The sequence below is a fragment of the Pyrodictium brockii genome (assembly GCF_055379715.1).
The window spans coordinates 1,196,015-1,216,880 of sequence record NZ_AP042401.1; the positions used below are offsets into that span (position 1 = coordinate 1,196,015).

A 20,866-nucleotide genomic window follows, 5' to 3' on the forward strand; every position below is an offset into this window, starting at 1 on the left:
GGTGCCGCCCGTCCTCACTGGCGTGGCCGACTACAGCTTCCTCGCCGTGCTCGTGGGCTATGCTTTCACCGGCCTGGTGGCCCCGCTCTGGGGGCCGCGGGCCGCGAGGGTGAGCCTCTACGCCGCCACCGCCGTGGCTCTCGCCGCAGCGCTCTACATGAGCCTGGCCTTCGCGCCGGCGCAGGGCTATACCACAGCGTTCAACGGGGCCCTGGTTATCGACACTTACTCCGTGTTCCTACTCTCCACAGTGGTTATCGTGTTCGCCCTAGCGGCTATGGCGGCGTCGCGTATAGTCGACTACTGGGAGGCGGGCGAGGCCTTCTACGCCGTCATGGGGCTTATGGCGCTCGGCGTCATAGTGCTCGGGCTCGCCCGGCTCCTCTACCTCGTCTACGTGGGCTGGATACTCGCGGCCGTCTCAAGCTACATCCTGGTGGCCCTCTACCGCGACGCCATATCGGCGGAGGCTGCTATAAAGTACGCTGTAAACGGGACCATTGCAACCATTATACTCCTACTGGGGCTCACGCTCTTCTACATCGTGCACGGGGACGCCGCCATATCGCCGGGGCTCCTGATCCGCGATGCGCTGCTCGTGACCCCCACAGTCGCAATGGTGGCCGTGGCTGTAGGGTTCAAGATGGGTGTTGTCCCCTTCCACGGCTGGCTAATAGACGTCTACGGTAACGCGAAGCCCCTGGTGATAGCTGTCGCGAGCGCAGCCGCGAAGATAATAGCGGCGCTTATGATAGCCAAGCTGGTCGCGCCCTTCGCGGTGGTGGAGCCACACATAGTGCTCTGGACCATGGGTGTGCTCGCCGCCCTTACGATGCTCTACGGCAACCTGGGGGCGCTGCTCACGGTGAGGGACTCGCCCCAGAAGCTGCTAGCCTACAGCAGCGTGGCCCAGGCCGGCTACATCGTCGTCGGCTTCGCGGCGCTCGCCCGGCTCCCGGGCATAGATAACGTGGCCGCGCTGGCGGGTATAGCGCTCCACACGGCTGGCTACGCGTTCTCCAAGCTCGCGAGCTTCCTGGTGCTAGACACGGCCTGCGAGGACGATAGGCCCTGTAGCTGGGAGAGGCTGCGCGGCCTCGCCTACCGGAGCCCCGTGGCGGCGGCAGCGCTGGTGCTGGCCCTCGCCTCGCTGGCCGGGGCGCCGCCCACGCTAGGGTTCTGGGGGAAGCTATACCTGCTCATAGCAGCTGTCTCGGCTAGCCCCGCCCTGGCGGCCCTCATGGTTATCAACTTCGCTGTGGCGGTATTCTACTACGGCTACATGATATACATGGTGTTCACGGGGCCGCGGGAGGCGGCCGGGGGGAGGCCGGGGGCCCGGGAGGCGGCCGCGCTGATAGCGGCGCTCTTCACCGTGCTGCTCGGGCTGGCGCCCTGGGAGGGGTACGGGCTAACCCTCTACGCCTACACCACCGCCTAGCCGCCGCGCCGCCGCCAGCTCCTCCGCCACCCTCCTCCAGCCGCCGAGCCGGTCACGGAGAAGCCTCATGGATATCGGTATGGGGAGCGAGGTGTCCTCGAAGAGGCCCTCGGCGAGCGCCTCCAGGGTAGGGTGGCAGTCGAGAGCCCCCTCCCTGACCATGCACGTCTTCGTGGACAGCTCCAGCACAGCGTCCAGGTCGTGGCTGGCCATAATCACTGTCTTCCCCCTCGCAGCCGCCTCGCGCACTATGCTGAACAGCTTCTCCACCCCGGCCCGGTCCAGGTTGGCAGTGGGCTCGTCCAGGAGCAGCACGTCGGGGTCGTAGACAAGTATGGAGGCAAGGGCTACCAGACGGCGCTGCCCCACGCTCAGCCTGTAGGGCGGCCGGCTCAGGAGCCCCTGGATCCCTAGCCTCCGGGCAACCCTCTCCACCCTCTCCTCAATCACGCGCCCGGGGAGCCCGAGGCCGCGGAGAGCGTAGGCTATCTCATCGTACACCGTGGGGTTGAAGAGCTGGTCGTCGGGGTTCTGGAAGAGCAAGCCTATCCTCCTTCTAGCCCCCGGCAGCTGGCTCCACAGCGGCCTGCCGTCGAGAAGCACCTCCCCCCGGCTCGGCCTCAGCAGCCCGGCCAGGATGAGGAGGAGCGTCGACTTCCCAGAGCCCGTGGGCCCGGCCAGCGCCACAACCTCGCCGGGGCCCGCCCGGAGGCTGGCGCCCCGCAGCACCGGGCTGCCGCGGGAGTACTCGAACCAGACGCCACGGGCCTCAACAACCGGCAAGCAGGGCCGCCACCTCCACCGCCACTACCGCTGCCGGGGGGAGATAGGCGAGAAGCTCCGCGGCTGAGCCTGCCCACCCCCCTCCACGCCCCCGGCCCCGGGTCAGCGGGGACAGGCTTCTAGCCTCGATAGCCATGCCGAGCAGCGTGGCGCGCTGCATACTCCTCTCCAGGAGCTCCCCGGCAGCACCGGCCAGGAGCCTCCAGGCCTCGCGGAGCCCCGGGCGCCCAAGGCTCCTGGCCCTCCTGGCAGCGAGGAGCCGGAGCATCTCCGAGGCGAGGAGGGGCACGTAGCGGGCCACCAGGCTGAGGCCCTCCACGATCTCTCCCGGGAGCCCGAGCTCCCCCAGGCCCTCGGCCAGCCGCCTCCACCCCACCAGGGCCGCCACGGAGGCCACCATGGCGGAGGCCGCGGAGACCCGCAGGAGGAAGAGGAGCGCCTGAGACCCACGGTGGAGGGGCAGCAGGGGGAGGGCGACCAGGGCTGAGGCCCCCACCACGTAGGCTGCCGACCTGACCACCGGGGCTACGGGGCCTCGGCGGGATAGGGCAGCGTAGGCGAGCACGGGCATGGAGGCGAGGAGCCCCGCGGCTGCTGGGAGCGGCGGCGAGTAGGAGACGAGGGCCACGCCCACGACGAGGAGAAGAAAAACGAGGCCAGGGTGGCGGGGCTCCACTGGGCCCTCGCCGGCCGCCAGGTAGAGAGCCGCCTCCCTAAGCTCGCTGAGGAAGCCCGCCAGTGCCTCGTCCAGCAAGCCCCGTCCTCTGCTCACCGCCCGACGCGCCTCGCAGCCACGTAGCCTATGGCGAGGATCACTGCTACACCTACGGCGCCGGCGACTATGTAGCCCAGCGTGTCGGGCAGCCCTGGGAACGTGTAGTCGCTGAACGGCGTCCACTCGCCAAGGCTCCTCTCCTGGAGCCCTAGCTTCTCGGCGGCGACGTCGAGGGGCTCGTGGTAGCCTAGCTTGTCCGCCAGTATCACGCCGAAGACCGGGCTCACCACCAGCAGCACGGCCATGGCTATGAACGCGCCCCGGTACCTCGAGAAGAGGCCGGGCACGGCCCCCACCCCCTCTAGGCTTTGACTGTTAGGGTGGCCCTCTCAGCCGCCTCGACCAGCGGGCTGCGGTGCTGGTACAGGTAGTCCACAACCAGCGCCGTTATCACACCCTCTATTATACCTAGGAGGGCGTGCCAGCCAGCCATTACAGGCACAGTTATCTTCACACCGTAGGGGAACGACGGGCTAAGCCCTATCTCGACACCGGCCATCGCTCCAGCCAGGGTTATGCCTAGCCATCCCCCCAGGAAGGCACCCAGCAGCCTCGCTCCACGCGTAGCCCCCAGCGCCCTCACCGTGGCCCGGTACACCGCGTAGCCCACAAGACCGTCTATGATAGCCATGTTCAGTATGTTGGCGCCCAGCGTTGTTATCCCGCCGTCGTGGAAGACGAGCGCCTGGGTGGTTACAACCAGGGCTAGCACGTAGGGGCCGAGCCAGGGCCCGAACAGTATGGCGGCGAGAGCGCCGCCCACGAAGTGGAGCGAGGTGCCGCCCGGTATCGGCCAGTTCAGCATCTGCGCCACGAATATGCCGGCCGCCAGCACCGCCGCGGCTGTCACCTGCTCGCGTGTCAGGCGGCCGCGGAGCCTCCTCCACGCAGCCGCCAGGTAGGCCACGCTGACGGCGTAGGTGGCTGCGCACCAGTATGGATCCAGGTAGCCGTCGGGTATATGCAACCCGTCACACGCCCCCTGGTACACCTTTCCGGGGCCAGCAGTGCACCATAACCAGTATTATTTAAGGATATTGCTGGAAGGGTGCCGGTGGGCAGCCCATTGGTCCGAGTGGCCCTGCTATCCGGGGGCAAGGACTCCCTCTACGCAGCGATGCAGAGGTGGCCGGTGGACCTCGGCCTGGTGCTGGTCTACCGCTTCCCCAGGCCCAGCCCCCACCTGCTGAACCTCGGGAAGACCGTGGAGACCCTCAACCTGGCCGGGATACCGGTGGTGGTGGCGAGGCTCCACAGGGGGAGGGAGAGGGAAGAGACTGTCGAGATCCTACGCAGGCTAGGCGCGGACGAGGTGGTCGCGGGCGACGTCTATGTCGAGGACCACCTCCGCTACATGGAGGCTGTGGCTGCAGACGCGGGGGCCAGGCTGAGCGAGCCCCTCTGGGGCATGGATCCCGCGGAGCTGGCCTACCGGGAGGCCGAGGCGGGGATAGAGGCGCTCTTCACCGGGGTTGACGCCAGGCTTAGCCGGTGGCTGGGCAGGGTCTTCTCACGCGATACTGTGGAGGAGCTAGTGGAGGACGCCAAGCGGGCCGGGGTAGACCCCCTCGGCGAGCAGGGAGAGTACCACACCCTGGTCATCGACAGCCCCAGGCACGAGGAGAGGCTCCCCTACCAGGTGGTGGAAAAGCTGGAGATCCAGGGCTATCATCTCCTCAGGGTGGTGTAGCTGGGTGGCCGGGCTCTCCTGCAGAGCGGCTGAGGAGCTTGTGCTAAGCGCCCTGCGCCGCTACGTCGGGAGCGTGGGCTGCGACTGCATAGCTATGAGCGGCGGCATCGACACCACCGTGGTGGCGCTCGCCGCGAGGCTGGAGGCCCTGCCCCTACGCGGGGTCACGGCCTTCTACACCCGGGGGCTGCCGAGAGACCTCCCCTACGCACTCTACGTGGCCGGCAAGCTGGGGATAGAGCTCCACGTTGTCCCCGTAGACCCGGGCTACATAGCGGGGCACGCACCACTGGTCATAAGGTGCACGGGCAGGAGGGACCACGTGGAGCTGAGGAACGACATTGTATTCCTCCGGGCGCTCGAGGAGGCTAGGAGGCTTGGCTGCCGCTGCATCCTCCTAGGCGACGGGGGCGACGAGGTGTTCGCTGGCTACCGGTTCATGCTGAGCCTAGGCCCCGGGGAACTGAGGGATACAATACTCCGGATGGCCGCTAGGGGCAGGTACCCGGGCATGGAGCTGGCCGAGTGTATCGGCGTGGAGGCCCACGCACCCCTGCTCAGCGACGAGGTGCTCGAGACTGTTATGAGCACGCCCCTCGAGTGCCTCCGGCAGAGCGTGTGGGAGGGGAAGGAGCTGCTCCGCAGCATCCTCCGCCGCCACGGCCTCACGCTCGTCGCCGACAGGCCGAAGACCCCCGCGGAGCAGGGAGCCGGCACCGAGGCGCTGGGCAGGACGGAGCTGGAGGCCCTCACCGGCATAGAGCTGCCGGACTGCCACTGCTAGGCCAGCGTGAGGGCGAGCAGTGCCAGCAGGAGCCAGGCAGCGGCCACCAGCAGGGCGACGCGCACAGCGCGCCTCATCTCCCGGGGACCGGGTAGCTGGGCCTCCCCGAGCGCGTAGCTGCTGGGCTTCTCCAGCCTCACTCCCAGCGCGCCCGCCATGGCGCTCATCGGGTGGCCGGCGTTCCTGCTCTCGGTGGAGGAGGCGTAGCGGCTCCAGACCCGCAGCGCCGCCGCCACGCTGCCCCCGGCGGCGGGGGAGGCCAGGGCTATCAGCACGGCGGTGACGCGGGCGGGGACGTAGTTGAGCAGCGTGTCCACCCATGCGCTCGCCCAGCCGGCCTCCAGGTACTCCGGCGTCTTGAAGCCGAGGGCGCCGTCGAGCGTGTTAGCCAGCCTCTGGAGGAGGCCGCCGAGCGGCCCGAGGAGCAGCGTGTAGAAGAGCGGCGAGGTGTAGCCGTCCACCAGGCTCTCCGCGAGGCTCTCCACCGCCGCGCTCGCCACGTGGCCAGGGCCCAGCCTGTAGACGTCGCGGCGCACCAGGCCCTGGACCAGGCTGCGGGCCTGGTCGACGCAGCCCTTCTCCATGAGCGCCGCGGCCCGCCAGACGGTCTCCAGTAGGAGGCGGAGCGAGAACGAGGTCTTCAGCACCCAGGAGGCGGCCAGGAGCCAGGCCAGGGGGCTGAGCCTCCACGCGGCGTAGAGGAGGAGCGCGTAGCCCGCCAGGTGGGAGCCCACCACAGCCGCCCAGGCCGCAGCGCCCCGGAGCCTGCCCGAGCCGGGGGGAGCCAGCCGCTTGGCCATGAAGTAGGAGGTGTGGACGGGGTGCACCCGGAGCAGGAGGCCCCGGTGGAAGGGGTAGATGAAGTCGAGCACATGAGCCAGTAGGATAGCCTCGGCCAGAAGGACTCTCCCGGGATAGAGCCACACGGGGAGCCACGCGGGAGCCATGGCGCCGCGGCACCCCTAGCCGGCGAGCAGCGCGGCCGCTAGGAGGGCGGATGTATGGGCGAGCTCGTAGGCGAAGCCGAGCACGTCGCCCGAGGCGTAGCCGAGCCTCCCCCGAGCGTCCCGGGCCGCCACCAGGGCGGCCGCCACGCCCCCAGCCAGCGCCGCGGAAGCCCCCAGAGGATCCTGGAGCAGGAGCGCCAGGGCCGCAAGCGCGTAGACGGCCATGTTAACCGTGGCCGCGCCTCCCCCGGTGCCGAGCCTCCGGAAGAGACTGCCGAGCCCCTCGTAGCCCGGGGCGGGGAGGAGCAGGGAGACCATGTACATGGCCTCGGCTGCTGCCAGGTAGGAGGCGAGCACCACCGGCCAGCGACGCCACGCCGCCATGAAGCCCGCGTACTTGGCCAGCAGGAGGGTGGCCGTATAGGCTAGCGCGAAGCCTCCGCGCCTCGGATCCTTCATTACCTCCAGCGCCCTGTCGCCGCGAGCGCCGGCGCCGGCAGCGTCGCTGTAGTCGGCGAAGCCGTCCAAGTGGAGGGCCCCGGTCACCAGCACGTGGGCCGCCAGCCCGAGGGCGGCCGCTACGCCGGGGAGCCGGGAGGCCAGCATGGCAGCGTAGACGAGCACTCCCTCGACTAGCCCGACTAGGGGGACCAGGGGGTAGCCCCTGGCAGCCTCCTCGATATCGTGGCAGCCCAGAGGGAGCCGCGTGAGGAACGACGCCAGGCAGGCCAGCCTCCTAGCAGCCCCCCGGAGGCCTAGCCCCCTCGAGCGCCCTCTCGAACGCGCGTAGGAGGACATCGTTCTCACCAGGGGTTCTGATCGAGACCCTGCTGTAGCCCGGGCCCAGCCCGTGGAAGCTCGAGGCATCCCTCACGTAGACCCCCTGGGCCGTGAGGGCCTCCTGCATCGCGGGGTGGGGGAGCCAGGGATGCCCCAGGAGCAGGAAGGGCGCCCTGGAGGGGTAGACGCGCAGCCCCATCTCCGCGAGCCTCCGGGCGAGCCTCCTGGACTCCAGCGCCGCCAGCTCGCGGCCCCTGGCGACGTAGTCCCGGCTCCGGGGGTCGTGGAGCAGCCTGGGGTAGACGCAGGCCTCGAGACCCCCTACGGGCCAGGGCTGGCGAGCGCCGTCCAGCTTCCTGGCCAGCCACTCCTCGGCGTAGATGTAGCCCAGCCGGAGCCCCGGGGAGGCGAAGGTCTTGGTGAGGCTCCGGACCACCACCAGGCCGGGGCCCGGCTCCAGCGGCTCCGCGCCCGGCGAGAGGTCGATGAAAGCCTCGTCCACCACAAGCCACGAGCCCCTCTCCGCGAGCCTGCGGGCGAGGTCCGCGAGGAGGTCGGCGGGCGCCAGGTAGCCGGTCGGGTTACTGGGCCTGGAGAGGACCACCACTGAGCCCTCCTCCGCCGCCTCGAGCACACGGGCCTCGTCGATAGTGAAGCCCTCCCCGCCCCTCTCCATGACCACCCTTGCCAGCCCCAGCCCCATGGCCGGCGCCTGGACCCCGTGGTCCCCGAACCCGGGCTCGACCACGACGAGCCTCTCCGCGTGGAGGAGGAGCGGGAGCACCGCCAGCGCCTCGGCTGCGCCGTTAACCACCACTATCATCCGGGGGTCGGCGCGGTGGAACCAGGCTATAGCCTCCCGCAGCTCCTCGAGGCCAGGGCTCGGGTAGCGGAGGTGAACCCTCCTCGCCATGCACTCCTCCAGAAGCTCGCCCAGCCAGGCCGGGGGCCCCAGCGGGTTGGCAGGAGCGCTGAAGTCGTGGCAGCAGGGCGGCGGGCTGCCCCCGTGGATCCTCAGGCTAGCCGCCGGCAAAGCCTCTCAGCCTCCACAAGGTCCTCCGGGGTGTTCACGTTGAGGAGGTCGGGCCCCCACTCCTGCCGGATCGTCACCCAGGGCTCCCAGCCGCCGAGGAGCAGGGAGACGCCCAGCGGCCCCCGGCCGCCTGCCTCGAGGGTGGCCAGGCCCGCGGCCGCCGCCACAGCCTCCCTGACAAACCTCCTGAGCCTCCGGGGGCTGAGGAAGGGCGTGTCCGCGGGGAGGAACAGGAGGGGCCTAGCCCTCACAGCCTCGGCCGCGAGCCTCATGTCGGCTGGGTAGCCGGCGCCCGGGAGCTCCATGCACGCGTCTACCGGGAGCCGGGGGCAGAGAGGCTTGGCCGCGGGAAGCGTGTAGGGGGAGAGAGCCACCGCCACCCTCCGCGCAGCCTCAAGGGCGGCGGCCGCTACGCGCTCGAGAATCGTGGAGCCGCAGACCCGGAGCAGGGGCTTAGCCACGCCCCCCAGCCTCCTAGCCCTCCCGCCGGCCATTATCACCGCGGCCGCGGCCATCAAGCCGGGTCCACGCCCTAGACGCCGGTGCCCAGCAGCCGGTCGTAGAGCCTGGCGAGCAGCGCCCCCGCGAGCGCGGCGGCCGCGTCATCCCCGAAGACGGGCAGGCTGGCCAGGCGCAGGCCAGCCTCGTGCTTGGAGCGGTCGACCCAGTAGGCTGCAAGGAGCCCGCGGAACCCCGCCAGGTAGAGCGCGAGCGCGGCTGCGAGCGCCTCGTCAGCGACTATGCCCCTGCTGTCCGCCTCGAAGCCCCCGCGGCTGAGCCCGGGCAGGGTGCCAGAGACGCCGTGGATGTCAAGCTCCCTGGCGGCGACGAGGAAGGCCCAGACGTTGGGGTCGCGGAGCACCCTGTCAAGCATCTCCTGGAGCAGCCTGGAGGCCTCCTCCAGGCTCACCCCGGGCACCGGGGCGCGGCGGTACATCCGCAGCATGTCCTCGAGCAGCTCCTCGGGGCCGAGGCCCAGCGCCCCGCGCAGCCTCTCCCCTAGGCTCCTCCTGTCGCCCCGGAGCACGGCCTCGCGGACAAGCCTCGCCACGGTGTTGCCGAGCCTCGTGGCCATCCCGGCCCAGGGGAGGCCCTTCTCATCCACCCTGGCCGCCACCGCCACCGCGTCGGTGGCTGTGCCGGAGGCGCGGCCCCTGCAGGGGAGCAGGAGGAGGGAGGCCGCGAGCGTCTTAGCCTCCACGGCCACGCGGAGGAGGTCCACGAGCCCCGCCGGCGTGAGGACTTGCTCCTCCACTATCACTGCTATGTTTATCGTGCCGGCCATGGGGGGCTCGTAGAGCCGCTCCTGCTCCACGCAGACCGGGGGCTCGAGCCCCACCGTGGCCACCACGTGGACGCCGCCGCTGCTCAGCACCTGGTGGCGGCCGGGCTCCACTGCTGTGAGGAAGACCGGCGTCTCCTCCGGGAGCCCGTGGCTTCTAGCCACCTCGCGGCGGTAGGCCTCCACGTCGCGGACGCTGAAGCCCCTGGGCACGTGGTGGAACACTATGTGCTCTGAGGAGACCAGCCCTGAGATGCTGGAGAGGACCTTGTACCTGCCCCCCAGCTCCACCACCAGGGTGTCGCCCTCAAGCCTGGCCCCGGGAGCCGGCATCCCCGGCACCACGGGTTATCCTCTCATACTCCTCCTCGACCGCCTCCAGCATCTCCCTGGCCGGGAGCCCGCGGGCCGCGCCGAGGACTAGCGCGCCGCCGGCGCCCACACCCTCCTTCACGTAGCCCTTCTCGTAGGCCCGGAGCCCAGCGTGCCTCGACCCGGCCATGGAGAACCTGGCGGCTAGCACCGCCACCCTGGGGGCTATGTCGCGCACCAGGCCCAGGAGGTCGGCCGTCCCGTCCCTGATTATCCACGGCGTGGTCGCCACAGCCACCCTCTCCAGCGCCTTGGGCTCCGCCCTGGAGAGTATCGCCAGCACCGCGGCCATCTGGGTGCCGCCGGCCAGCACGGCCCACGCGCCCGCCTCCACGGCGCCGGCCGCCAGGCCGGCGAGGGAGACGTGGACCGGGTCCCCGATCTCGTCTACAGCCTCGAACACGTCGCCGGCGCCGTGCAGCCTGGAGAGGGCTGCCCTCACAACCCGCTCGCGGAGCCCGTGAGGGTTGCTCGCGGAGCTGCTGCTCACCCTGCCCAGCGCCCGGTAGCCTAAGGCCTCCATAACCGCTGCCGCCACAGTGGTGCCGCCGGGTATGGTCTCGCCCGCCACGAGCGCGTCGAGGCCCCGCGCAAGGCTGGAGCCCAAGAGCCGGGCCTCCATGTAGAGGCTGCGCGCGGTGCCCCTGGGAAGCGCGGGCTCCTTGTCTATCCTCCCTCCAGGCATCCTCGAGGGGAGGGCTGCGTGAGGCACCCTCGGTACCTGCTTGCAGCCCGCGTCGACGACGAGCAGGGGCAGCCCAAGCCTGTTAGCCACTATGGCCCTCGATATGACCGCGGGCGTCGGGAGGCCCTCGGGCGAGACGGGGACCACGCTGAGCGTTAGGGGGCGGCCGGCCAGCAGGTACTCCGCGTCGAGCGTGGGGGTGAGGACGGTGGCTTCCGGGCTGGGCCCGGCTATGCTTATCCCCGGTATGGTGGACGTCGCCGTGCTCCCGGCCACCACGGAGAAGAGGACCCGGCCTCGCAGCGCCTCCAGCACCTCCCCGGCAGCGGGGCCGTAGGCGTCCAACCCCTGAGAGGTGTGCATGGCCTAGGAGCCCCGAAGGATGTTGGCCCTAGGGTCCAACTATTTACCTCTACCCGCGGGGCTGGCCGGCGGCTACAAGCTTATAGAGCGCCCCGAGGATGCGGGGAAGGCCCTCTGGAGGCCGCTGACGTGTGCACGTCAGCCCGAAGCCCCCGGGGCGGAGGGGGCGGTGTGGGCTACGGCCGTGAGCCGAGGCCGCCCACGCGGCGCCGGCAGCCACATTATCCCAGCCGCCCCTCCTTTGCGAAGCCCTGGTGGCCGCCGGGCCTTGTGCCGCATGCTGGCGGGTGCCGCGTGGAGCAGGGACGGCGCCTGGCTCCTGGCAAGGCTGCTACGGCTCCTCGCGAGGACCGCATCGGGCGACCCCTACCTTGCCGAGGTTACCGGGGGCGAGGCCAGGCACTGCCACGGCTACGGCTTCCTCATAGCCGCCAGGCTGGCGGGCTCCTGGAGGCTCCTCTACGAGAGGTTCGACGCCAAGACCCCCGCCGCCGGCGAGGAGGAGGCCTGCAAGGCCAACCTTGAAGCGCTGAGCGGCGCCGCAGAGCGGGCGGCGGGCCTCATAGCCGCTGCCGAGGAGGCCTACGTGGTGGCCCATGCCAGGAGGGCTGGGCGGAGGGAGCCCCGGGGCACGCTGAACGCCCACCCCTACCCCGTCACGCTGGAAACGCCCGGAGGCAGCCTCGAGCTCTACCTAGCCCACAACGGTGGGCTCGATAAGGAGAAGCTGGCCGGGGCTCTAGGGCTGGAGGCAGACATGTACACTGACAGCCACATGCTAGCCGTGCTACTCGCAAGAAGGATTAGAATGGGCGTTGGGCTGGCGGAGGCGCTGGCAGAGGCCACGGCGTTCACCAGGAACGCCCTCGACCTCGCGGTAGTGGTTCTGGAGAGGAGGCGTGACGGCATCGAGCCGAGCCTCTACGTTACCGGCTACCTCAGGCCAGGCCTCGACGAGGCCAGGAAGAGGTACTACCAGCCCATAGGCTTCCAGGCGGAGGGCGCCGCGGGATACATATCAAGCACGCTCCGCGACCTAGCCCTTGAGGAGGGGCTGGCCCTCGAGACGGTCGAGCTGGAGGGCGTCTACAGGGTGGAGCCCGGCAAGGGGCTCGAGAAGCTAAGGAGCCTACCCTAAGCCCCGGAGGGCCACGGCTATATTAGCACCGGGTGGGCGGGCACCCTGGACCACCAGGGGGCGGGTGAGGTAGTAGGGACGTGCCGACGCCAACACCCCCTGGATGAGGAGTGGTGGAGCGACCCTGACGCCCCCTACACGCCCGAGCCCCCGGGCGCCAGGGGCCCGCGGGCCATAAGCGCAAAGCTAATTGGAAATCTTGCGAAAACCTCGCTGAAATTCGCGGGAGCGGCTTTGGCTGAGGCCCGTGGACCGCTACTGTGCCCGGAGCTGGAGGAGGGCGTCTTCAGCTACGATCCAGAGCATGGCTGGCAGCGCGTCAAGGGGCAGCCGGGCCTCGATAGCGCGATACTCGTGTTCGTTAATGTTGTGTGCAGGCACTCCTGCAACGAGGTGCTCCAGAAGCTCTCCGAGAAGCTGGGAGAGGCCCTGGGCACCAAGCTGAAAGTATACCTGGTGGTGTGCACCAGGTTCCACAAGACGTGCCTAGACGCGGACGCCCGGAGCCTCTTCTACCACCACCACGTGATAGCGAGCCCCGCGGTGGTGCTGTATATTGGAGGAGAGCCGGTCATGAGGCTTCAGGGCCGTATGAGGATTGAGGAGGGTCTAGACCGGCTTGTAGAGGCAGCGGCTGGCCCGAGGGATGTGTAGAGAGGGGCCGGCGCGCGGGCCCCCTTCTCGGGGGCGCCAGGGCTGGGGTATCGTTGATACGGGGCCGGCGCCCATCCGTAAGGCTGGGTAGCAGGCTGTGGCGTCCACTACCTCCGGCGGGCAGGTGAGGCAGGAGAGCCTGCCCCGGCGTCCCTATGTGCGTGAGGCCGAGCTGTGGGTGCCGCTCCGGGATAGGCCGGGCTACGTGCGCTGCGACCTCTGCGCCCGCCGCTGCATCATAGCGCCGGGCAAGTATGGGGTCTGCGGGGTCCGGAAGAACGTAGGGGGTAGGCTCTACACCCTCGTCTACGGGCTGCTCACGGCGATGAATATTGACCCTATAGAGAAGAAGCCCATGTTCCACTTCGAGCCCGGGAGCCAGGTTCTCTCGATAAGCACTGTGGGCTGCAACTTCTACTGCCAGTTCTGCCAGAACTGGGAGATAAGCCAGTCCCGGCTCGAGAGAGGGCTCTACGGCCGCTACGTGGAGCCCGAGAAGGTCGTAGAGAAGGCCCTAGAGTATGGGGCCGACGGGATAGCCTACACCTACAACGAGCCTATAATATTCTTCGAGTACATGAGGGATGTAGCTAAGATAGCTAAGAAGCACGGGCTCTTCAACATGATGGTGACCAACGGCTACGCCACCCCCGAAGCGATAAGGGCGCTAGCCCCCTACATGGACGCCGCCACGGTGGACTTCAAGGGCGGCGGGAACCCCGAGTTCTACCGCAGGTTTATGGCTGTCCCCGACCCCTCCCCAATCTACACCGCGCTGCTGGAGATGAAGAAGGCCGGCTGGTTCATAGAGGTCACCAACCTGGTGGTGCCCAAGTATGGGGACCGAGTGGAGGATATTAGGAGGCTCGCACGCTGGATAGTCGAGAACCTCGGCCCGGAGACGCCCTTCCACCTGCTCCGCTTCCATCCAGACTTTAGGATGAGGGATGTGCCGCCCACACCCGTGGAGACCCTGGAGAGGCTGGCCAATGCGGCGAAGGAGGAGGGTCTACAGTACGTCTACATAGGCAACGTGTGGGGCCACCCGCTTGAGAGCACCTACTGTCCACGCTGCGGCTACAAGGTGATAGAGAGGAGGGGCTTCGCTATACTGGCCTGGAGGCTCACCCGGGACAACCGCTGCCCCAAGTGCGGCTACAGGATAAACATAAGAGGCAGGTTCCATGGCGGGGGCGGCGACATACTGCCCCTCATGATATACTAGGGTGGGCCCGAGGGCATGGAGGACAGCTTTTTATTTCAAGGAGCCCCCTACACCATATTACGGGTGTACGTATGGCCGCCCAGGAGTCTAACCAGGAGGAGGGCCTCAAGCTACGCGAGGTCTCCCTGCCGGTAGAGGTTCCGGTCAAGCCCGTCTCCAAGAGGGAGGTTAGGCAGCTCGAGGCAATGCTCATAATAGGCACCATGTTCAGGCCGGACGTTATAAAGGCTGCTCTGAACAAGGAGGAGTTCCTCACCTGGGTCGACAGCCTCGCGGTGGCGGCGGCAGCGCTCGCCATGGAGAAGGCCGGGTACACTGTGAGCCAGATAGCCGAGGAGCTGGGCCGCACCGAGGCTACGATACGCCGCCACCTCCGCGGGGAGACCAAGGCGGGCAAGCTGGTCCGGGAGACCTACGAGATGCTGACGCGGGGCGAGTTGAAGCTGGCGGTCCCCATAGTAAGCCCGGAGGCCGAGACGGAGCTGAAGCAGCTCCACGAGCAGGTGAAGAAGCTGGAGGAGGAGCTGAAGCAGCTACGCGCCGAGAACACTGAGATGCGGGAGAAGCTCGGCCGGCTTAGGGAGGCGGTCCGCCAGGCCTCCGGCAAGCTAGAGGAGGCCGAGAAGGCTATCCGCGAGGCCAGGGAGGCCCTCAGTCTCTAGCCCCGCTTTCTCCTCCTTAGCATCCTTAGGCGCCACGGCTAGCCTTAACAATACCCGGTCTTCTCCGCGGGGAAGCACTAGAACACGGTGCGCACGCCTTGCCGGGGGAGTATAATAAGTATACGCTCTACATCCACCCGACGTGCGCCAGCAGCTACGAGGTCGTGAAGCACCTGGCGGGCAAAGGGCTGCTAGACAGCGTGAGGCTTGTCTCCACGGCGGAGCCCGCCGCCTCTCAGGTTCTCGGGCGCTCTGTATGGAGCGTGCCCTGGCTGGTGGTGGACGAGGTACCCGTCGCAACGGACCCGGTGGAGCCTGCCGAGGTTGAGGCCATACTGCTCGGCGAGGGCCCGCTGGAGGCGGGGGACCCGGTGGAGGAGTTCATGGAGGCTGTGCTCCACAGCGCCTACGCGGCTGCAGTGGCCTATCTGCACGGGAGCGTTAAGCCCGTCGCTGATACCGCGCTGATCTCCGCCGCGACCCGGGCGCCCCTCCGGGGCCTCGACGTGGAGGAGGTGGCTAGAGAGGTGCTGGAGAGGGCTGACGAGCTCTACGCCGGTTGGGAGGACAAGATAATGAGGGCTCTCGGCATCTCCTTCGTCCGGGAGCTCTGGTGGGCTCATGGCGGGGAGCTGGAGAAGGAGCAGGTCAGGGAGCTGGCGACACCGGGCAACGTGGGGCTCTGGCTGGTGGCTAAGGCGAGTATCGGGAGGAGCGGGCTCCCCTCGAGGCCCATGCCTCCGAGGGAGAGGCTTGAGCGGCTAGCCGGCTTCGTGAGGCGTGGCGCGGCGGGGCTGCTCTTCAAGGTGAGGAGGGAGCAGGAGACTATACTGGGGGACGAGGAGTACTGGAAGCTGCTGGGGGAGAGGCTAGCCGGCTAGGAGCCTGCGTAGGGGCGGCGGTATCCTCCCACCCCTCTCGATGAACTCCTCCACCCTGCCCGGCCCCGGGTCCATGACCGGGGCCTCGCCGAGCAGGCCTCCCAGGCTCACCGTGTCGCCGGGCTTCTTCCCTGGGGCCGGGAGGAGGCGGACTCCAAGCACCTTCCCCTGCGCCATGCCTAGGGCGAGCACGTCCGCCGTGAGGGCTGCGAGCCTCCTCCAGTCAGTGTCGCCGGGCACCGGGACCATGTCGAGCCCGGTGCTGCAGACACCCGTCATAGCTATCAGCTTGTACATGGTGGCCAGGCCCCGGGCCGCTGCCTCTGCGATGCCGCTGTCCTCGGAGACGGGTATCATTGCGCCGCTGTAGCCGCCGGCGCAGCAGACTCCCATGCCGCCCCCCTTCCGAAGCGCGTCTATGAGCATAGCTAGCGCCGCTATGCTGCCCGGGGCGCCGAACTCGACGCCAATGGCCTCCAGCACTGCGGCGATGCTGTCACCAGGCTCGGGGGTGGGCGCCAGGGAGAGGTCGACGCTGCCCAGCGTGTAGCCGGCCTCCGCTGCGACCCACTCCGCCACGAGCTGGCCCAGCCTGGATATCTTGAAGCCTATCCTCTTCAGCTCCTCGTAGAGCCTCTCTAGGGGCGTGTCCTGCGGGAGGGGGCGGAGCACAGCCGCCACGACACCAGGGCCGCTTATAGCAACGTTGACCGCTCCATCAGCCTCTCCGAGGCCGTGGTGGGCGGCGGGGAGGAACGGTATATCGGGCGCAACGTTGACCGTGACCAGGAACTTCGCCCCCGGCAGCGGGGAGCCCGCCGCCTCCACCGCCCTCAGCAGCGCCTTCACAGCCGCCGCCACCGCCTCCATGTTCAGCCCCAGCATCGTGGAGGCAGCGTTGACGAAGCCCATCACCCTCCCGGTCTCCGCCAGCACCCTGGGGAGCGCCTCCACCACCGCCCTGCCGCCGGGCCCCACACCCCGGTCGGCGAAGGCCGAGAAGCCGCCGATGTAGTCAACGCCGGCCCGCTCCGCGGCCCGCTCCATCTCGGCCGCGGCCTCAAAGCCCGCCTCGGCTGCCTTCTCCACGCCTAGCGAGCCGGCCACGGGAGCAAGCAGCTGCTCCATTGGAGTGAGCGCGAGTCTGGCCGTGGTCACGGGTACCCCGAGCCTGGAGGAGACCCGCTCCACAGCCCGGCGTAGGCGGCGGCCATGCTCCTCGACGAGGCGGGCCAGGCAGTCGACCAGCTCCCTGGGCCTGGGGGAGGAGCAGACACCGGCGTCTATGCTCAGAGTGACGCTCCTCACATCCAGGCTGCGGTAGCGTATCATCTCGGCTACTTCGCTTATCTCCGACACGCTGAACCTCGTAGACAAGCCCAGGCAACCCCCGCTAGGGCCTCTCCAGGTACCTTACCACGTCTATGTGGTGGACGCTGACCTCCACGCCAAGCTCCGCCGCCTTCTCCTCGAGCCGGCGGCGTAGCTCCTCGACGCCGAGCCTCGCATCAGTGACATCGACCACCATAGCCATGGTGAATATGCCCCTCATAACAGTCTGCGAGATGTCCATTATGTTTGCGTTCGCCTCCGCAAGCACCCCAGCTATCCCGGCTACTATGCCGGGCCGGTCCCTGCCGTGGACGAAAACCGCTATGTACTCGCGGCCCCTCTCGAGCCCCCCGCCACAGGAGTCCATGACTGGTCCTCCGCCCCTCCCCGGGGGAGGCGGGCCTAGGGGCATGGCCCCGGGCTTATAGGGCTCCAACCCCATCCCCCGGGAGGAGGGGCGCCGCGGGCCATGGGCCTAGCCGAGGAGGCCAGGAGGCTGGCCAGGCTACTGGCAGGCTCCCGCTACGCAGTAGCCTTCACCGGGGCGGGGGTGAGCACCGAGAGCGGCATCCCCGACTTCCGGGGCCCCCAGGGGCTCTGGCGCCGCGTGGACCCGGAGGTCTTCAGCATAGAGTACTTCATGGAGGACCCGCTGGGCGTCTGGAGGCTCTTCGCAGAGCTCTTCGCAGGGTTCCGCGGAGCCCGGCCCAACCCCGCCCACCACGCCCTGGCCAGGATGGAGGAACTCGGCGTCGTAAAGACTGTCATAACCCAGAACATTGACGGGCTCCACCAGGCGGCGGGGAGCAGGAGGGTTATAGAGCTCCACGGCAGCCTCCGCTGGGCCCGCTGCACCCGCTGCGGCCACCGCGTCCCCCTCGAGGAGGCGCTGAGGGAGGTGGAGGAGGGCAGGCTCCCCCGCTGCCCCCGGTGCGGCGGCGTCCTCAAGCCCGACGCCGTGTTCTTCGGCGAGCCCCTGCCGGACGATGCGCTGCGGGAGGCCTACCGGGAGGCCGGGCGCGCGGACCTCGTGCTAGTGGTCGGCTCCAGCCTCACAGTCTACCCCGCCGCCCTGATACCAGAGTACGCCGCCCGGAGGGGCGCGAGACTGGCAATAATCAACCTGGAGCCGACCAGCCTCGACAGCCTCGCAGTCTTCGTATCGAGGCGTAGGGCCGGCGAGATACTGCCAGCCGCCGCCAGGGAGCTCGAAGCCATGATGGGGGCCCGGTAGGGGAGGCGGCTGGGCAGCTCGGGGCGGGGTTGCAGCAGTCGAGAAGCCCCGCCACCCGCCTCTCCGCCCAGCGGGGGCCGCAGCCTCCGGTGCAGAGGAGCGGAGCCTTTAAGAACGATTGAGCCCGGCGGCGGGATTAGCCTCTACACGGATCCTTGAAGAGCTTCTCCCCGCGCAGGGGTGGAGGGCTGTGGCGGAGGACTGCGTGTTCTGCAAGATAATCCGCGGCGAGCTGCCCTCAGTGAAGGTTTACGAGGACGAGAACGTGGTGGCGTTCCTCGACATATACCCGATAAACCCAGGCCACACACTGGTCGTGCCTAAGCGTCACGTGGAGCGGCTCGAGCAGCTCAGCGACGAGGAAGCGGCTGCACTGATACGGGTGGTTAAGAAGCTGGCGCCGAGGATCGTCGAGGCCGTGGGCGCCCAGGGCTACAACGTTGTAGCCAATAATGGGCGGGCCGCGGGCCAGGTTATATTCCACGTGCACTTCCACATAGTGCCGAGGTTCGAGGGCGACGGCTGCCAGATGGACTGCAGCCGCTCCAAGCCCAGCATGGAGGAGCTGCGGGAGATAGGGGAGAAGATAAAGAGGCACCTGGAGCACTAGCTCCAGGGGCTGAGGGCGCCACGTTATTACTCTCACCCACCCTCTAGGCCCTCCTCCCCCGGGGCGCCGGGATGACGGCGGGCAAGAGGGCCATAGCCGAGCTGAGAGAGGCGCTGCAGCGGCTCCTAAAGGACTTCCAGGAGGCGGGCAGGAGGGGGAAGCTTCTCCTAACCCTCGTCGCGGCGCTTAAGCTGCGGGAGAAGGAGAAGCCCATAACCCCGGCGAGCGTGGCCGAGGAGGCTAGGAGGATAATAGAGGAAACAAGGGGCGAGATCAGCTGGGGTGTGGAGAGCGCCCAGTACACCGCCGCCCTGGCGGCCGACCTGCTGCAGGAGCTAGTCGAGATGGGGGTCCTCGAGCCCGGCCCCGAGATACTGAGGGAGCTGGGCAGGCGCTACCGGTTCCGCAGCTACGGGGAGGGGGACGCGGAGGCGGAGGCCCGGAGGATACTGGCGCCGGTGCTGATGAAGATGGCCTAGAGGCTACCTGCCCGAGAAGAGGGACAGGACGCTCTGCACCGCGAACAGCGCGGCGAGGAGAGCGCCCGCGAGGTTGTTCTCGAGCGCGAAGGCTAGGGCACCGGTTATGGAGAGGAACAGCGCGAGTACGTGGAGGCGGCGCGCCCCCATACCAGGCATTGCCCTCTATCCTCCGCCCTCTGCTAGCAGGGGCCGGGGTTTTAAAGCTACATGGCCTTGGAGCAAGAGGCCTGCTCCATGGCCGCGCTAATACCCCGGGATGAGCCCGTAGCACGGGCAGGCTTCTGCCAGGGTTTATGAGGGCTCGTGGTGCCGGCTCTACGTGGAGCCCCCCGGGCTCCTCCTACACCATGCAGGGAGCAGAGCGTACGTGCGTGGGTGCCCAGCGTGCCGCGCGACGCTTACCAGGAGTTCGTGGATGAGGGCTACGAGCCCGGCCCCGGGGACCTCGTCGCCGTGTTCCGCGTCGCGCCGGCTGAGGGGCTCAGCGTGCGCGACGCCGCCGCCCGGGTGGCGGCTGAGAGCAGCGTGGGGACCTGGACCACGCTTAGCGTTAAGCCGAGCCTCTACGACCGGCTCCGCGCCAGGGCATACCGGTTCCACAGCCTGGGGGATGGGAGCTGGCTCGTCTGGATAGCCTACCCCTCGGAGCTCTTCGAGGAGGGGAGTATACCGAACCTGGCAAGCAGCGTCATGGGCAACGTTTTCGGCATGAGGGCTGTCGAGGCCCTGCGGCTAGAGGAGATAAGGCTCCCCCGCGGCTACGTCGCCAGCTTCCCGGGCCCCGGCCACGGGGTAGAGGGCGTGAGGAAGATACTCGGCGTCGAGAGCCGCCCCATCCTAGCCACTGTGCCCAAGCCGAAGATGGGGTACACCCCCGAGGAGTATGGGAGGACGGCCTACGAGATACTCGCGGGCGGGGTGGACCTCGTGAAGGATGACGAGAATGTTGCCGGCCAGCGGCTCTGCAGGTTCGAGGCAAGGCTCCGGGAGGTGATGAAGGCCGTCGAGAGGGCTGAGAAGGAGACGGGGGAGAGGAAGGGCTACCTGGCCAACGTGACCGCGCCAGTGAAGGAGATGGAGCGGAGGATCAAGCTGGTCGCGGATTATGGCAACAAATTCATAATGATAGACTTCCTCACCGCCGGCTGGGCCGCGCTCCAGCACGCCAGGGAGCTAGCCGGGGAATACGGGCTAGCGATCCACGGGCACCGCGCCTTCCACGCCGCGTTCACCCGGAACCCCCGGCACGGCGTCTCCATGTTCGTGGTGGCGAAGCTCGGGAGGCTGGCGGGGCTCGACCACCTCCACGTGGGCACGCCCGGCGTCGGCAAGATGGAGGCCCGGGCCGGGGAGGTGGTCGAGTACGCCCGCGTGCTCCGGGAGCCCGTCTACAAGCCACGGGAGGGCGACATCATCCACATGGAGCAGGACTGGGCCGGGCTCCGGCCGGTGCTCCCCGTCTCCAGCGGCGGCCTCCACCCGGGCAACATCGAGCCCGTCATAAGGAGCCTGGGCCTGGACATAATCATCCAGGCGGGCGGCGGCGTCATAGGCCACCCCGACGGCCCCAGGGCGGGCGCGGCGGCGATGAGGCAGGCGGTGGAGGCTGCTGTGGAGGGCGTGCCCCTCGAGGAGTATGCCGAGAAGCACCGCGAGCTGGCCCGGGCGCTGGAGAAGTGGGGCCACACCCGCCCCGTCTAGCCCCCGCTGCAG

24 protein-coding genes and 1 pseudogene are annotated in these 20,866 nt (G+C 68.7%); 12 read left to right on the top strand and 13 right to left on the bottom strand.

Going from position 1 to position 20,866, the window contains the following annotated elements:
* Position 1: 1 nt before the first annotated feature.
* Entirely contained in the window at positions 2 to 1,441 is a 1,440-nt protein-coding gene (locus tag ACZ42Y_RS06475) for an NADH-quinone oxidoreductase subunit N (protein WP_464735307.1), read from the top strand.
* Here ACZ42Y_RS06475 and ACZ42Y_RS06480 read toward each other — a convergent pair.
* The 4 genes and pseudogenes from ACZ42Y_RS06480 to ACZ42Y_RS06495 form a co-directional block, all read right to left on the bottom strand.
* Positions 1,412 to 2,140, bottom strand: a pseudogene (locus tag ACZ42Y_RS06480) (energy-coupling factor ABC transporter ATP-binding protein); the annotation flags it as partial. The gene ACZ42Y_RS06475 and the pseudogene ACZ42Y_RS06480 overlap by 30 nt on opposite strands.
* Positions 2,141 to 2,210: 70 nt before the next feature.
* The gene (locus ACZ42Y_RS06485; protein ID WP_083494494.1) at positions 2,211 to 2,996 is read right to left on the bottom strand and encodes a CbiQ family ECF transporter T component; all 786 of its coding nucleotides are present in this window, start codon (positions 2,994 to 2,996) and stop codon (positions 2,211 to 2,213) included.
* Positions 2,993 to 3,286: a PDGLE domain-containing protein gene (locus ACZ42Y_RS06490; protein WP_236698128.1), complete on the bottom strand. Its 294-nt coding sequence runs from the start codon at positions 3,284 to 3,286 to the stop codon at positions 2,993 to 2,995. Before ACZ42Y_RS06490 ends, ACZ42Y_RS06485 begins: the two co-directional genes overlap by 4 nt.
* 14 nt (positions 3,287 to 3,300) lie before the next feature.
* Positions 3,301 to 3,966, bottom strand: a complete 666-nt coding sequence (locus tag ACZ42Y_RS06495) for an energy-coupling factor ABC transporter permease (protein WP_058370746.1) — start codon at positions 3,964 to 3,966, stop codon at positions 3,301 to 3,303.
* A gap of 108 nt (positions 3,967 to 4,074) precedes the next feature.
* Here ACZ42Y_RS06495 and ACZ42Y_RS06500 point away from each other — a divergent pair, with 108 nt between their 5' ends.
* Positions 4,075 to 4,689 carry a TTX_0299 family putative ATP pyrophosphatase gene (locus ACZ42Y_RS06500; RefSeq protein ID WP_464735792.1) on the top strand — a complete coding sequence of 205 codons (615 nt, stop codon included), beginning with the start codon at positions 4,075 to 4,077 and terminating at the stop codon, positions 4,687 to 4,689.
* A gap of 4 nt (positions 4,690 to 4,693) precedes the next feature.
* Complete coding sequence (locus ACZ42Y_RS06505) at positions 4,694 to 5,473, top strand: asparagine synthase C-terminal domain-containing protein (protein ID WP_464735308.1); 780 nt, start codon at positions 4,694 to 4,696, stop codon at positions 5,471 to 5,473.
* Here the strand turns inward: ACZ42Y_RS06505 and ACZ42Y_RS06510 are convergent.
* From ACZ42Y_RS06510 to cobT, 6 genes are read right to left on the bottom strand one after another with little or no spacing between them, the layout of a single operon-like run.
* Positions 5,470 to 6,420, bottom strand: a complete 951-nt coding sequence (locus ACZ42Y_RS06510) for a cobalamin biosynthesis protein (RefSeq protein WP_464735309.1) — start codon at positions 6,418 to 6,420, stop codon at positions 5,470 to 5,472. The two genes, ACZ42Y_RS06505 and ACZ42Y_RS06510, sit on opposite strands and share 4 nt — an antisense overlap.
* Positions 6,421 to 6,435: 15 nt before the next feature.
* Positions 6,436 to 7,218, bottom strand: a complete 783-nt coding sequence (locus ACZ42Y_RS06515) for an adenosylcobinamide-GDP ribazoletransferase (RefSeq protein ID WP_464735310.1) — start codon at positions 7,216 to 7,218, stop codon at positions 6,436 to 6,438.
* Positions 7,157 to 8,233 (bottom strand): pyridoxal phosphate-dependent aminotransferase, encoded by a 1,077-nt coding sequence (locus ACZ42Y_RS06520; protein WP_464735311.1) that lies wholly within the window; start codon positions 8,231 to 8,233, stop codon positions 7,157 to 7,159. Before ACZ42Y_RS06520 ends, ACZ42Y_RS06515 begins: the two co-directional genes overlap by 62 nt.
* Positions 8,215 to 8,748 carry an NTP transferase domain-containing protein gene (locus tag ACZ42Y_RS06525; RefSeq protein ID WP_168371278.1) on the bottom strand — a complete coding sequence of 178 codons (534 nt, stop codon included), beginning with the start codon at positions 8,746 to 8,748 and terminating at the stop codon, positions 8,215 to 8,217. The genes ACZ42Y_RS06520 and ACZ42Y_RS06525 overlap by 19 nt, the downstream gene beginning before the upstream one ends.
* Positions 8,749 to 8,765: 17 nt before the next feature.
* Complete coding sequence (cbiS, locus tag ACZ42Y_RS06530; RefSeq protein WP_058370740.1) at positions 8,766 to 9,848, bottom strand: bifunctional adenosylcobinamide hydrolase/alpha-ribazole phosphatase CbiS; 1,083 nt, start codon at positions 9,846 to 9,848, stop codon at positions 8,766 to 8,768.
* Positions 9,823 to 10,917, bottom strand: a complete 1,095-nt coding sequence (gene cobT / locus ACZ42Y_RS06535; protein ID WP_236698126.1) for a nicotinate mononucleotide-dependent phosphoribosyltransferase CobT — start codon at positions 10,915 to 10,917, stop codon at positions 9,823 to 9,825. The genes cbiS and cobT overlap by 26 nt, the downstream gene beginning before the upstream one ends.
* A 295-nt stretch (positions 10,918 to 11,212) precedes the next feature.
* Between cobT and ACZ42Y_RS06540 the strand changes: the two genes are divergently transcribed.
* From ACZ42Y_RS06540 to ACZ42Y_RS06560, 5 genes are all read left to right on the top strand, one after another.
* Positions 11,213 to 12,073 carry a hypothetical protein gene (locus ACZ42Y_RS06540; RefSeq protein WP_464735793.1) on the top strand — a complete coding sequence of 287 codons (861 nt, stop codon included), beginning with the start codon at positions 11,213 to 11,215 and terminating at the stop codon, positions 12,071 to 12,073.
* A 234-nt stretch (positions 12,074 to 12,307) separates the two neighbouring features.
* Positions 12,308 to 12,727, top strand: coding sequence for a hypothetical protein (locus tag ACZ42Y_RS06545; RefSeq protein ID WP_058370737.1), 420 nt, complete (start codon positions 12,308 to 12,310; stop codon positions 12,725 to 12,727).
* A 124-nt stretch (positions 12,728 to 12,851) separates the two neighbouring features.
* Complete coding sequence (gene amrS / locus ACZ42Y_RS06550; RefSeq protein WP_168371277.1) at positions 12,852 to 13,952, top strand: AmmeMemoRadiSam system radical SAM enzyme; 1,101 nt, start codon at positions 12,852 to 12,854, stop codon at positions 13,950 to 13,952.
* 71 nt (positions 13,953 to 14,023) lie between these two features.
* A complete protein-coding gene (locus ACZ42Y_RS06555) occupies positions 14,024 to 14,614 on the top strand; it encodes a helix-turn-helix domain-containing protein (RefSeq protein WP_083494492.1) in 591 nt (196 codons plus the stop codon).
* Between the two features lie 98 nt (positions 14,615 to 14,712).
* The gene (locus ACZ42Y_RS06560) at positions 14,713 to 15,495 is read left to right on the top strand and encodes a hypothetical protein (RefSeq protein ID WP_058370735.1); all 783 of its coding nucleotides are present in this window, start codon (positions 14,713 to 14,715) and stop codon (positions 15,493 to 15,495) included.
* On the opposite strand, the gene ACZ42Y_RS06565 is transcribed toward ACZ42Y_RS06560, so the two are convergent.
* Both ACZ42Y_RS06565 and ACZ42Y_RS06570 read right to left on the bottom strand, forming a co-directional pair.
* Complete coding sequence (locus ACZ42Y_RS06565) at positions 15,484 to 16,872, bottom strand: DUF711 family protein (RefSeq protein ID WP_464735312.1); 1,389 nt, start codon at positions 16,870 to 16,872, stop codon at positions 15,484 to 15,486. The genes ACZ42Y_RS06560 and ACZ42Y_RS06565 overlap by 12 nt on opposite strands.
* 16 nt (positions 16,873 to 16,888) lie before the next feature.
* A complete protein-coding gene (locus ACZ42Y_RS06570) occupies positions 16,889 to 17,194 on the bottom strand; it encodes an ACT domain-containing protein (protein WP_058370733.1) in 306 nt (101 codons plus the stop codon).
* Positions 17,195 to 17,296: 102 nt separating this feature from the next.
* On the opposite strand from ACZ42Y_RS06570, the gene cobB reads away from it, so the two are divergent.
* The 3 genes from cobB (at position 17,297) to ACZ42Y_RS06585 (ending at position 19,150) form a co-directional block, all read left to right on the top strand.
* Positions 17,297 to 18,061, top strand: coding sequence for an NAD-dependent protein deacetylase (cobB, locus tag ACZ42Y_RS06575; protein ID WP_058370732.1), 765 nt, complete (start codon positions 17,297 to 17,299; stop codon positions 18,059 to 18,061).
* 190 nt (positions 18,062 to 18,251) lie between these two features.
* A complete protein-coding gene (locus ACZ42Y_RS06580) occupies positions 18,252 to 18,671 on the top strand; it encodes an HIT family protein (RefSeq protein WP_464735313.1) in 420 nt (139 codons plus the stop codon).
* A gap of 71 nt (positions 18,672 to 18,742) precedes the next feature.
* On the top strand, positions 18,743 to 19,150 hold the full coding sequence (locus ACZ42Y_RS06585; RefSeq protein ID WP_058370730.1) for a hypothetical protein: 408 nt from the start codon (positions 18,743 to 18,745) through the stop codon (positions 19,148 to 19,150).
* A gap of 3 nt (positions 19,151 to 19,153) precedes the next feature.
* Here ACZ42Y_RS06585 and ACZ42Y_RS06590 read toward each other — a convergent pair whose 3' ends face one another.
* Positions 19,154 to 19,309, bottom strand: coding sequence for a hypothetical protein (locus tag ACZ42Y_RS06590; protein ID WP_168371276.1), 156 nt, complete (start codon positions 19,307 to 19,309; stop codon positions 19,154 to 19,156).
* Between the two features lie 228 nt (positions 19,310 to 19,537).
* Here ACZ42Y_RS06590 and rbcL point away from each other — a divergent pair, with 228 nt between their 5' ends.
* Positions 19,538 to 20,854 carry a type III ribulose-bisphosphate carboxylase gene (gene rbcL / locus ACZ42Y_RS06595; protein ID WP_058371389.1) on the top strand — a complete coding sequence of 439 codons (1,317 nt, stop codon included), beginning with the start codon at positions 19,538 to 19,540 and terminating at the stop codon, positions 20,852 to 20,854.
* Positions 20,855 to 20,866: the final 12 nt, after the last annotated feature.

Excerpts from the sequence above, each read along its gene's own strand:
- ACZ42Y_RS06510 (WP_464735309.1), bottom strand. The coding sequence starts at position 6,420 with ATGGCTCCCGCGTGGCTCCCCGTGTGGCTCTATCCCGGGAGAGTCCTT.
- ACZ42Y_RS06515 (WP_464735310.1), bottom strand. The coding sequence starts at position 7,218 with ATGTCCTCCTACGCGCGTTCGAGAGGGCGCTCGAGGGGGCTAGGCCTC.
- ACZ42Y_RS06525 (WP_168371278.1), bottom strand. The coding sequence starts at position 8,748 with ATGGCCGCGGCCGCGGTGATAATGGCCGGCGGGAGGGCTAGGAGGCTG.
- cbiS (WP_058370740.1), bottom strand. The coding sequence starts at position 9,848 with ATGCCGGCTCCCGGGGCCAGGCTTGAGGGCGACACCCTGGTGGTGGAG.
- ACZ42Y_RS06540 (WP_464735793.1), top strand. The coding sequence starts at position 11,213 with ATGCTGGCGGGTGCCGCGTGGAGCAGGGACGGCGCCTGGCTCCTGGCA.
- ACZ42Y_RS06555 (WP_083494492.1), top strand. The coding sequence starts at position 14,024 with ATGGCCGCCCAGGAGTCTAACCAGGAGGAGGGCCTCAAGCTACGCGAG.
- ACZ42Y_RS06570 (WP_058370733.1), bottom strand. The coding sequence starts at position 17,194 with ATGGACTCCTGTGGCGGGGGGCTCGAGAGGGGCCGCGAGTACATAGCG.
- cobB (WP_058370732.1), top strand. The coding sequence starts at position 17,297 with ATGGGCCTAGCCGAGGAGGCCAGGAGGCTGGCCAGGCTACTGGCAGGC.
- ACZ42Y_RS06585 (WP_058370730.1), top strand. The coding sequence starts at position 18,743 with ATGACGGCGGGCAAGAGGGCCATAGCCGAGCTGAGAGAGGCGCTGCAG.
- ACZ42Y_RS06590 (WP_168371276.1), bottom strand. The coding sequence starts at position 19,309 with ATGCCTGGTATGGGGGCGCGCCGCCTCCACGTACTCGCGCTGTTCCTC.